The sequence below is a fragment of the Streptomyces sp. NPDC029526 genome (assembly GCF_040637405.1).
Classification (GTDB): domain Bacteria; phylum Actinomycetota; class Actinomycetes; order Streptomycetales; family Streptomycetaceae; genus Streptomyces.
The window spans coordinates 1-11,461 of sequence record NZ_JBEZWE010000039.1 but is presented as its reverse complement, the minus strand read 5'-3'; the positions used below and the strand labels follow the sequence as shown (position 1 = coordinate 11,461).

Below are 11,461 nucleotides of genomic sequence, written 5' to 3'. Positions count from 1 at the left end.
CCACCCGCTACGACAAGACCGCCGAGTCCTACCAAGCAGCCGTCACCCTCGCATCGCTGCTGATGTGGGCGTGACATTTGACGACAACTCCTAGGAGTCGTGGCCGCCGGTCGGCGACGTACCCGTCCCCCGCCATCGGCGCCGGCCCGCTCTGTCGGCCTGTTCCTGCCGGAGCCGGCGGGCACGCTGGACGGCAGCACCGTGCCCGTACCGGTCGAGGACGGCTCGCTGACCGACCTGACCGTGGTCCTCCGGCCGGGCGGTGCGCGCGGAGGAGATCGATGCCGCCCACCGCGAGGCCGCCGCCGAGGAGCCGTTGAAGGACGTGGGGGAGGGGGCCCGGCGCACCGATCGTCTCGTGGGACCGTGCACCGGTTCAACAGGTCGGAGCCGAGGCAGTCGGCACTGGCCTCTATGCGGGGAAGGCTGTGCCGTTGATCCGGTCGGCGACCGCCGGCCCGGGCGAAAGTTCGAACTTGTGGGGGCGCTCTGCGTGAGACTCCCTCCCAGCCGTCGGCAGCGACCTAACTTTCTGCATCAGGAGAGGGACTCTCCGCGTTTATCCTGATGTTGACACGGTGGTGCACCGAGAGGCGGTCGAGGATGGAGCCTGCGTCTATGGGAATGGCGGCGCGAGTCGCCACGTCACTGATCAGTCCCCTCGTTGCCAAGCTGTTTGTGCGGGAGGGAAGCGGCGCAGACCTCGTCAGCAAGCCGGTCCGTGTCTCCCAACTGGTCACCTGGCGTGGCCAAAAGCGCACGTTGGACGAGCGGGACGTACGCAAGATCAGTGAGAAGCTGATCAGCCGGACCCTCGCCGCCAATCCGTACGAGCCCGCGGTGCGCGACGGTGACCGGATAGCCGTGGCCGACGCGCTGACCAAGACCTTGCTCTCACTTGGTGACCTGGAGATGGATGACGTTCAAGCGGTCCACCTGGGGCACATTGAGCTGGCGCGCAAGCTGTCGGCAGCGGCGGGCGACTCGACGCGGAACATGAGCGCCGATGCGACGAACCTCTACCACTCCCTGCTCGACGTCTGCTGCCTGCACATCCTGCAGTTCTTCACGCAGCGCTCGGCGTTCATCCCCGCCACGCTGATCACGCAGACCCGCATGATCGACGAGACCATACGCCGCATGGAAACGCTGACGGCGAGGCTCCCTTCGCCGCACAGTCAGGACGCTGATTTCGAGCAGCGTTACCTGGAGCATCTCGGTGTCAGGTACGGCAAACTCGTCATCTTTGGACTCGACCTCAGCGCTCCTGGCCAGGCCCGGTGGCCTCTCGACACTGCCTATCTGAGCCTGGAACTTTCCACGCAAAACCGCGATGGAGGTGGCTCGGCCACCCACCGGCTCCGGGTCGAAGAGGCGTTGAGCGGAAAGCACCGTGTGGTGCTGCGGGGCCCCGCCGGTTCGGGTAAGACGACGCTGGCCCAGTGGCTCGCCGTCAGTGCCGCGCAGAACGACTTCGATGACGAACTCGCCTTCCTCCGCGGCCGCGTCCCGTTCATCCTTCCGCTCCGCAGCCTGGCGCAGGAGTCCACGCTCCCCACCGCTCACAAGTTTCTGGCCATGGCCGGCAGCATGCTGGACGGTGCGCAACCAAAGGGCTGGGCAGACCGGGTCCTGCACGGCGGGCGCGGCATCGTTCTCGTCGACGGCGTCGACGAAATCTCGGAGTCGAAGAGGCTGCTGACCAAGCGGTGGCTCACGGAGCTGACCGAGACCTACCCGCGTACGTTCTTCCTCGTGACCACGCGTCCGTCCGCGGTCCCGATCGGCTGGGCGTCGGACCTCGGATTCGTCGAGTACGACCTGTTGCCCCTCAACCAGCGCGATGTCGACAAGTTCGTCAACCGCTGGCACGACGCAGCCCTGTCCACGCTCGGAGACGCCGAGGAGCGCATTGAAGTGGAGCGATATCGGGCAGCCCTGCATGTCACCTTGCGCCGCAAGCCCGACCTCTACCAGCTCGCGACCAATCCCTTGATGTGTTCAGTGATATGCGCTTTGCACCGCGACCGGCGCTCGCAACTGCCCGAGGGACGCATGGACCTGTACGCCGCCGCGCTGCGGATGCTCCTGGTCCGCCGCGACAAGGAGCGGGAGGTCATTACGCCGGAAGGCCTGCAGCTGACCGAGGAGCAGCAGGTACAGCTCCTCCAGCGGCTCGCGTACTGGCTCATCCGCAATGGGCGCTCCGAGGCTACCCAGTCGCTGGCCGTACGCATCATTCGAGAGCGGCTGCCCTCCATGCCACACGTCGTTCCAGTGGACGGCGCGCGCCAGGTGTTTCGCCATCTGCTGCTGCGCAGCGGGCTCCTACGGGAACCAACGCCGGATACGGTCGACTTCATCCACCGCACGTTTCAGGACTACCTTGGTGCCAAGGCAGCCGTCGAAACCTCGGACCTGGATCTGCTCGCCCAGAATGCCGGCGACGACCAGTGGGAGGACGTGATCCGCATGGCGGTCGGCCACGCCCGCGAACGCGAGCGAGCCGAACTGCTTCGCAAACTGGTGGTCATCGGTGATCAGCGTCCCTCCCAACGGCGCCGCTATCACCTCTTGGCCGCAGCGAGCCTGGAGAACGCCACAACACTCGACCCAGCGGTGAGGGCAGAGGTCATCAGCCGTGCCGCCTTCCTCATCCCGCCGACTACAGGCGAAGATGCGGAGAACCTGGCGCAGGCGGGAGCGGTGGTCCTCGACGTGCTGTCGGGGCCGGCCGACATGACGGAGGAGCAGGCCGTCGCGAGTGTGCGCACGATCGGCCTGATCGGAGGGCCGGCTGCCCTGCAGCGGTTGAGGGCGTACAAGGACGCGCGCCAGCGCGTTGTCAGGCAGGCAGTCGTCAATGCGTGGCCGCGGTTCGACACGGTCGAGTTCGCCGAGGCCATCTTGGCCGACTGCCGCTGTGACGACATCGAGATTCCGGTCACGAACGCGGAGCAGGTGGCGTGTCTGCGCCAGTTACCCAAGGCGCCCCCCAACCTGTCACTACCCCGGCCTTCGCTGATCTACGAGGTCTCCGCCGTCCTCGACCGGGACTCCGTGGTCTCCCTCGCGCTGGGCGCGGCCGATGATCGCACATCGGAGCTTCCCGCTCTTGGCGGTCTGACCGGGCTGAGGCGTCTGCACGTGCGCAATCCCACGTCCACCGTGAGCCTGGAACCACTCGCCGACAGCCGCATCCGGGAACTTGTGCTCGACTGTGTGCCGGTCGGCTTGGACCTCTCCGCGCTCCGGGCCGTTCCTCTGCTGACCACACTGAGCCTCAGCTTCGCCGACCGTGTCGCCCTGGCGGAGGTCGCGCTGCCTTCGATCACCGCCCTGCGGCTCAAGGGGGTGGCAGACACCGAGCAGTTGCCCGATTTCGCCCGCCTCTTCCCCGAACTCACGCGACTGCATCTCCATCTGCACCGTAGGCCGCGCCGGGCGCCCCTTGATCTGTCCCGGGTACGGGGAATTGACTCCGTAAGCATCCGTGTGCGGAACACGACGAAGGTCATCGGTCTCGAAGGGCTCGACCCTAGGCGGGTATCAGTCACTGTGGAGGGTCGCCGCACGGGCGGGATCCTCGCATCGTTCCGCAACCAGCCTTCTTGACCAGGGCGCGGCAGCCGGGAACGCAGTGACGTGTAGTTGGGCGCGCCCTCGACAGTCGAAAGAACACCGTGGCGGGGCTCGTCTCTGGGTGTTGCTCAGCGACACCCAGACCAGGCGGGTCAGGCTCACGACTGACGAACGTCAGGCGCCGGCCGACCTCGGGTTCCCTCGACCGCCCCTCGCGCCCGCCCGACCTGGTCGAGCGGACCGCAGCTGTGGTGCTCGCCCTCTCTGCGGCGCGCACGGCTGGCTCGTCCGAGCTGCCCTCGACGCCCCGAAGCGGCTCTGGACGGGGCATCCACCAAGTCAACGCGGCGCTGACTGTTATCCGCTGTGCGTCCGGGCGCCCCCGCGCCTGGGAGACGCTCTGGTGGTCCAGCGGGCTTGACGTGGGTGGCGTCGAGAAAGAGGTTGGGAAACCGGATGTGATCGAGTGGCCCAGGCCCAGGCCCCGGTACTAGGGGAGCACGCCGAGGTGCCGCGGCAGCGGCCCGCCTGGCCGATCGGTCGGCATGGTCTACGTGGCACCAGGGGATCACGGCCAGGTGATCAGGATCTCCGAAACAGGGCGAGCCGTTCGTAGCCCTCGCATACCGATGGGGCCACCCGTCGATGCTTGTCCGCCCGAGTGCTGACCTGAGGCTTCCGCAGGTGGCGGCCATGCGGGGTGCAGGCTGTGAGCAGCAGTCAAGGGCCATCACGCTGACCACTGTGGTGACGTCAAGGGCATGTGGGCGAGCGGGCTCAGGCTCCGCGCCAGCGTTGGCAGGGCCGGGGACGGGGGCAGTCGGCCCGCACGGCGGCGCTGATCCCATATCGTCTCCCCGTTCGAGCCGATACCGTGAGGTGAACGGTACGGCTGCCGGCATGCGGTGGGACGTTGGAGGATCAGCGTTGGAGAACGCCGAAGGAGCTCGCGAGGCGCGGGTACGACTGCCGCAGCTGCGGCTGGACGAACTGCTGGAGGAACTGCAGGCCCGGCTGGACGCGGCGCGCGGCACCCGGGACCGGGTGCACAGCCTGCTGGAGGCCGTGCTGTCGGTCGGCCGCGAACTGGACCTGGAGCAGGCGCTCTACAGCATCGTGGAGGCGGCGGCGGCCCTGGTCGACGCGGAGTACGCGGCGCTCGGCGTCATCGGCCCCGACGGCGAGCGGCTGTCGGCCTTCCACACGGTGGGCGTTGACGAGGAACAGATCGCGCGGATCGGCCCCTACCCGGAAGGCCACGGCATCCTCGGCGAACTGATCCGCCATCCCGAGCCACTGCGCCTGGCCAAACTCTCCGACCACCCCGCCTCCTATGGCTTCCCGGCCCACCACCCGCCGATGAACAGCTTCCTCGGGGTTCCCATCCGGGTGCGGGACCACGTCTTCGGCAACCTCTACCTGACGGAGAAACGCGGCGGACAGCAGTTCGACGAGGACGACGAATCGGTGCTGGCCACCCTGGCCGTGGCGGCCGGCGTGGCCATCGACAACGCCCGCCTGTACGAGGAGTCCCGGCTGCGCGAACGCTGGCTTGAGGTGAACGCGGAGGTCACCCACACTCTGATGTCCGGCGCGGACCAGGACCGGGTGCTGCCGCTGATCGCCGAGCGGGCCAAGGAGATCACCGCCTCCGCGCTGAGCGTGGTGGCCATGCCGGTGAGCGGTACGGAGACACTCGTCGTGGAACTCGCGATCGGTCACGAGGCCGACGTATGGCGCGGGGTCGTCCTGCCCGTGGAGGGCACGCTCATCGGGCAGGCGTTCGTTCAGCGGACCCCTGTCAGCAGCCCGGACGTCTCACGTGACTCCCGGGTCTCGGCCGGACCTCCGCGTTTCGACAGGTTCGGGCCGGCCGTCGCCGTGCCGGTCGGCTCGGGCGACGAGACCCGCGGTGTGGTGCTGCTGGTACGGCAGGCGGGCGGCCATGAGTTCTCCGAGAAGGAGACCAAGCCGCTCGAAGTCTTCGCCGCCCAGGCCGCCGTCGCCATGGAGTTGGCGGAACGCCGAGAGGACGCCGAGCAGATCGCCCTGTTGGAGGACCGCGACCGGATCGCCCGCGACCTGCACGACCTGGCGATCCAGCGGCTCTTCGCCACCGGCATGACGCTGCAGAGCGCCGACCGGTTCATCCAGCACGAAGGGGCCTCGGACCGAGTCCAGCGGGCCGTGAACGACCTCGACGAAACCATCAAGATCATCAGGTCGACGATCTTCGGCCTGCGCTCCCGGACGGATGACACGGCTCCCGGCCTGCGCTCCCGCGCGGTGCGCGCGGTCGGCGAGGCCACCCCGCTGCTGGGCTTCGCCCCCAGCGTCCGCATGGAGGGCCTGCTCGACACGAACGTTCCCGCGGAGACCGCCGACCATGTCCTGGCCGTCCTCACCGAGTCCCTGTCCAACATCGCCCGGCACGCCCGCGCCGACCGCGCCGACGTCGTGCTGGAGACCGACGGCAAGCAGGTCCGCCTGACGGTCACGGACAACGGCGTGGGCATCCCGGCCGGAGGCCGCCGCAGCGGTCTGACCAACATGGCGGAGCGGGCACGCAAGCTCGGCGGCGACATGGAGCTGGAGAGTCCGGGGGGAAGGGGGACACGGCTCGACTGGCACGCCCCGCTGGAGCAGTCCTCGGCCGACGCGAAGGGTAGCCGGCCCGCCTCGTGACGCACGGCGTCGGCGTGCGGACGTCCTCCGGCGACTCCTCAGGAACGCTGCAGCGAGGTCGGCCGTTCACCGGGGCCATCGGCTCACGGCGCGGGTTCCTGTCCGTCGCATCCGTCGCCTCCTGCGCCGCGCACCACCCGGGCCGGTACCTGGACCGCCACGGCTTCAGCCGGGACGGTCCGACCGTCCGAGTGGGCTTCCGCATGGCCGACGACCGACCCGCGCGGGTCGCCGCCCTGTCGGTGACCGCCCGCGCCCGTCCCTGCCCGCCGAGCGGCTGATCGCGTCGCGCGCGGTGGTCTCCCACTGCACGGTGAGCAGCACGTTGGCCCGGGCTCCGGAGATCCAGGTGCACGCCGGGTGCGCTCCGGACGGCGGGGAGATGCCGCGCGCGAGGAAGCACGGACATGTCGACGTGGGCCGACAGGCCCGGCAGACGGGTCCACAGCGCCGTACATCCGCAGAGCCCCGACCGATGTCGTGCCGACCGGGGCGTACCGCAGGCAGGATGCCGCCAGGTCGCGTGCGGTGCCGACGGGACCGCGCGGTGCACGATCACACCTCGCCCTCCACGACCGGGCCACGGTGAAGCGGGCCCGTCAAGGCCGTACCCGAGCCGGATCACCAATCGAGGACCGCGCAGCCCACGGACAGGTGTACGGCGCGGCCCACCGGATCGGTCTGGCGCAAGTGCCCGGCCCGCGGCGGCGCCGGTCCGCACGGTGCGGGTGCCGGCATCGAGACGGAAGCTTGGGATTGGGGCGTCAAGGCTCGTGGAGCTCGTCCGGACTCCTTCCCACCCACGTCCGAGGCCGGCCGGGCTGGTGGGTGACCCTTCCCGGCATCGGCTCGCGCTCGCGCGTGTGTGAGAGGTCCTGCGCCGTCGCGGTGCCGCTCGGCTCCGTCTGTCGGTGGTGGCCGATGGTCCCTGTTGTCCGGGGCTGTTGAGTCCTTGGGTGCGGACCTTCGGCGTCGGGTGCGGGGTGGGGGGAGCCGGGAGAGTGGGTGGTGTCAGGAAGCAAGCCGGAGTCCGTTCGAAGGAGTCACTGTCATGGCCGTGCACCAGTCCACGCACCGTGGTTCGGGTTTTCACCTGCCGTCGTTCCGCCGCGACCGCGCGGTTTCCGCGCCGGAGGCGGCTGTGCCGGCGGAGGCCGGCAAGCTCACCGCGCGGGCCTATGTCCTGGGTTCGGTGCGGGTGTTGATGGGGTTCGTCTTCGTGTGGGCGTTCCTCGACAAGACGTTCGGCTTCGGTTATGCCACCGCGTCCGGCAAGGGCTGGATCGACGGGGGCTCGCCCACCGAAGGGTTCCTGGGGCATGTGGCGGTCGGTCCGATGGAGTCGACGTTCCACGCGTGGGCCGGGGCGGCGTGGGCGGACTGGCTGTTCATGGTGGGTCTGCTGGGGATCGGACTGGCCCTGACCGCGGGGGTGGCGCTGCGCCTGGCGGCGTTGGCGGGCACGGTGATGATGGCGTTGATGTGGGTGGCGGAGTGGCCGCCGGCGAAGCACTTGTCGGACGGGTCGGCGAGCATGTCGACGAACCCGTTCGTGGACTACCACCTGATCTACGCGGTGGTGCTGATCGCGCTGGCCGCGGTCTCGGCCGGTGACGCGCTGGGTCTGGGCCGCCTGTGGGCCCGGCTCCCGATCGTCCGCGACCACGCGTGGCTGCGCTGAACCAGGCCGGTGAGACGGACCCCTCCCAACGACCCGCCACACCAGCAGGGACCCTCGGTCCCGTTCCGGGACCAGGGGCACCTGCCCCGCAGGACCGCCGGAAGAGACGCTGAGAACAGAACGAACGGCACAGGAGGTGGGCAGCATGGCCCGCACGATCACCGTAGGATTCGACGGCTCGCTCGAAAGCCGGGCAGCCGCCGAATGGGCGGCCCGCGAGGCGGCGCTGCGCCGGATCCCGGTACGGCTGCTCCACGTGTGGCAGCCGGTCCCGGAGCGCATGGCCCGGGCCCCGCTCCCCAGCGCGGAGACGCACCAGTACTGGGCCGAGCGGATCCCCCGCGAGGCCGCCGAGGGCCTGAGACTGCGGCACCCCGGGGTAGAGGTGAGCATCGAGCAGCGGGCCGGAGCCCCGGCGGAGCTCCTGCCCGACGCCGCTCGCGACGCGGAACTTCTGGTCCTGGGCTCACGAGCCCTCAGCAGCCTCACCGGCTTCCTGATCGGATCCGTCGGCCAGTCGGTGGTCGCCCGCGCAGAGGTACCCGTGATGCTGGTCCGAGCGGGCGAACAGGCCGCCGACGAACATGTCAAGGATCCCGTTGGCACACCGTCCGCCGCCACCGGCTTCCGGCCCGTCGTTGTGGGCCTGGACACCGGCAGCCCGGACGAGACCGTCCTCGCCTTCGCGTTCGAGGAGGCGAGGCACCATGGGGCCCCGCTGACCGTCCTCCGGGTCTGGAACCTGCCGTCCTCCCACACCTACGCCCTGGCCGCCGGTTACGACCCGCGCGAGGACCTGGGCCGCGCCCAGGCCGAAGCGCTCACCGAGGCGCTGCTGCCGTGGCGGGAGAAGTACCCGGACGTCGAGGTGACCGAGGAGTCCCGGCTCGGCAGCCCCGCGGGCCACCTCATCGACTTGGCCCGCGACGCCTCCCTGGTCGTCGTCGGCCGCCGCATCCGCCGCAGCCCGTTCGGCATGCGCATCGGCGCCGTCGCCCACGCGGTCATGCACCACGCCACCACCCCCGTCGCCGTCATCGCACACGACTGACGCGGCCGGCCGAAGAGACACCGAAGGAGAAAGCACCATGAAGGCAGCGGTCGTTCGGGAGTTCCGCGAACCCCTGGTCATCGAGGAGCGTCCCGACCCCGAGCCCGGTCCGGGCCAGGTCCGCGTGCGCGTCGAGGCGTCCGGGCTGTGCCACACCGACATCCACGCGGCGCACGGCGACTGGCCGGTCAGGCCCACCCCGCCGTTCGTCCCCGGCCACGAGGGCGTCGGCCTCGTCGAGAAGCTCGGTGGCGACGTGACCAACCTCGCCGTCGGCCAACGGGTCGCCGTCCCGTGGCTCGGCAGCGCGTGCGGGCGGTGCGAGCACTGCCTGTCCGGCTGGGAGACGCTGTGCGAGAGCCAGGTCAACACTGGCTACGGATGCGACGGCGGCTACGCCGAGAAGATGCTCGCCCGGGCCGACTTCGCTCAGCCGGTGCCCGAGGGCGTCAGCGCCCTCGACGCCGCCCCCCTGACCTGCGCGGGCGTCACCACCTACAAGGCCCTCAAGGTCGCGGATGTCCGGCCCGCCCAGCTCGTCGCGATCTCGGGCGTGGGCGGACTGGGCCACCTGGCGGTGCAGTACGCGAAGATCGCGGGAGCCACCGTCGCCGCGATCGACGTCACCGACGACAAGCTGCAACTCGCCCGGGACCTCGGCGCGGACATCGTCGTCGACGCCCGCACCCAGGACGTCGGCGCCGAGCTGAAGCGGCACGGAGGCGCCCACGCGGCCCTCGCCCTCGCCGTGAACCCGGCCGCCTTCCAAGCCGTCAACTCCGGTCTGCGCCGTGGCGGGAAGCTCGTGATGGTGGCCCTGCCGGCGCACGGCACGCTCGAGGTCCCGATCTTCGACACCGTGCTCAACGGCACCTCGGTGATCGGCTCCATCGTCGGCACCCGGCAGGACCTCGCCGAGGTCTTCCAGCTCCACGCCGAGGGCCGCACGCAGGTCATCCGGGAGACCCGCCCGCTGGCCGCCGTCAACGACTGCATCGACGAGGTCCTGCGCGGCCAGGTCAAGGCCCGGATCGTGTTCGACCTCGGCACGGAGGGGCGATAAAGAAAAGAGGAGTCTTCCCCCGGTCATCGGTGTAGACGACTCCGAGCCGAGCCTTCCGGCCGTCGACTGGGCAGCCGACGAAGCCACTCCGCACGGCCTACCCCTGCGATCGTCCACGCCTACCGCTGGGAACGCTGTGAGGGCGCCGCACCCGCCCGGGAGTTCGGCAAGCCGTCCGGTCGCGTGACCTCCGACGACACCCTTGTCGCCGCCACCCGCCACGCCCGTCGTCACCATCCGGACCTCGCCGTCACCACCGAAGCGGTGACCGAAGAACCGGAGTACGGCCTGCTGCGCGAGGCACGCAACGCCTCGGCCGTGATCGTGGGCACCCGCGGACGCGGCGGACTCACCGATCTGCTGCTCGGCTCCGTCAGCCCGGCCGTGGCCACCGAGGTCGCATGCCCGGTCGCCGTGATCCGAGGCGCCCACGACAACCGGGCCGCCGGCGCCCGGCACGGGCCGTATCGTCGTCGGCGTGGCCGACGCGCCGACGGCGGCGGTGCCTTTCGCCTAGGAGGAGGCCCGGCGACGCGGCGCCGTCCTGGCCGTGATACGGGCGTGGCGACGCCCCGTGCACGACACGGCCGACCACCCGCCGCTCAACCGGCACCCTTGAGCGGTTGCACGAGGAACGGGCGGTCAGGGAGCTGGAGGCCGTGCTCGTCGGCGCCCCACCGGAACCGGTACACGGTCGAGGGACCCGCCCGCCGAGCGTTCCTCACCGCCTCGCACAAGGCGGACCCGCTGGTCCTCGGCCGACGCAGTCCCGGACAGTTCGGACACCGCCTCGGCCGTATCGCCCACACGCTCCTGCACCACTCCCTCTGCCTGATCGCGGTCGTACCCGACACGGCGTGACGCTGGCGACCGGCGGCAGGCCGGCCACCTCCGCGCACGCCATCACCTGGGGTATGAGATACGCGGCCACTGTCACTCCGGCCAGGACGTCGCCCTTCAATCACGAGCGCCGATAGCCGAGCGGCGTACTGAGTCCGGGTGGCAGACGGCGCCATCGCGGAGCACGGCCGACCGAGTTCCTGGACATGATCCTCCTTGGGCCGCCGGGCCGGAGACCGGGACAGCACCGCACTGACTGGCAGGAAGTGGCGGACCTTGTCCATGTGCGGCACTCGATCATGCCCGTCCTCGCGGTTCAGGGAGTACGCGCGCCTGAGCCCGAGCCAGTCCGCCGGCACCGCACTCAGGGCAGGCACACAGGGGACGACCGGCGAAACCTCGGGCCGACCGGCCCTCACATCGCCCCCCGGACAGCCCATGGAACCGCCTCCCGATCCGAAGGATGAACCGTTCCGGGTTCGGTAGGGACTCGATCGTTTGAGAGGATCGAGTCATGGCACGTCCTTCCCCCTACCCGCTTGAGCTGCGCCGTCGTGCG

6 protein-coding genes and 3 pseudogenes are annotated in these 11,461 nt (G+C 70.1%); 8 read left to right on the top strand and 1 reads right to left on the bottom strand.

Features of this window, described 5'->3' with window-relative positions; all coding sequences use genetic code 11:
* Nucleotides 1-144 precede the first annotated feature (144 nt).
* The 8 genes and pseudogenes from AB0F01_RS31100 to AB0F01_RS31065 form a co-directional block, all read left to right on the top strand.
* Nucleotides 145-319: pseudogene (locus AB0F01_RS31100) on the top strand (type I glyceraldehyde-3-phosphate dehydrogenase); the annotation flags it as partial.
* A 299-nt stretch (nt 320-618) separates the two neighbouring features.
* Entirely contained in the window at nt 619-3,615 is a 2,997-nt protein-coding gene (locus AB0F01_RS31095; RefSeq protein ID WP_362102696.1) for an NACHT domain-containing protein, read from the top strand.
* 894 nt (nt 3,616-4,509) lie between these two features.
* On the top strand, nt 4,510-6,267 hold the full coding sequence (locus AB0F01_RS31090; RefSeq protein ID WP_362102693.1) for a GAF domain-containing sensor histidine kinase: 1,758 nt from the start codon (nt 4,510-4,512) through the stop codon (nt 6,265-6,267).
* Nucleotides 6,264-6,548 carry a hypothetical protein gene (locus tag AB0F01_RS31085; RefSeq protein WP_362102690.1) on the top strand — a complete coding sequence of 95 codons (285 nt, stop codon included), beginning with the start codon at nt 6,264-6,266 and terminating at the stop codon, nt 6,546-6,548. The genes AB0F01_RS31090 and AB0F01_RS31085 overlap by 4 nt, the downstream gene beginning before the upstream one ends.
* A 770-nt stretch (nt 6,549-7,318) precedes the next feature.
* A complete protein-coding gene (locus tag AB0F01_RS31080; protein WP_362102687.1) occupies nt 7,319-7,948 on the top strand; it encodes a hypothetical protein in 630 nt (209 codons plus the stop codon).
* Between the two features lie 145 nt (nt 7,949-8,093).
* On the top strand, nt 8,094-8,999 hold the full coding sequence (locus AB0F01_RS31075) for a universal stress protein (protein WP_362102684.1): 906 nt from the start codon (nt 8,094-8,096) through the stop codon (nt 8,997-8,999).
* 37 nt (nt 9,000-9,036) lie between these two features.
* The gene (gene adhP / locus AB0F01_RS31070) at nt 9,037-10,062 is read left to right on the top strand and encodes an alcohol dehydrogenase AdhP (RefSeq protein WP_362102681.1); all 1,026 of its coding nucleotides are present in this window, start codon (nt 9,037-9,039) and stop codon (nt 10,060-10,062) included.
* A 25-nt stretch (nt 10,063-10,087) separates the two neighbouring features.
* Nucleotides 10,088-10,923 (top strand): annotated as a pseudogene (locus AB0F01_RS31065) (universal stress protein).
* Here AB0F01_RS31065 and AB0F01_RS31060 read toward each other — a convergent pair.
* A pseudogene (locus AB0F01_RS31060) lies at nt 10,922-11,110 on the bottom strand (SulP family inorganic anion transporter); the annotation flags it as partial. The pseudogenes AB0F01_RS31065 and AB0F01_RS31060 overlap by 2 nt on opposite strands.
* Nucleotides 11,111-11,461 lie beyond the last annotated feature (351 nt).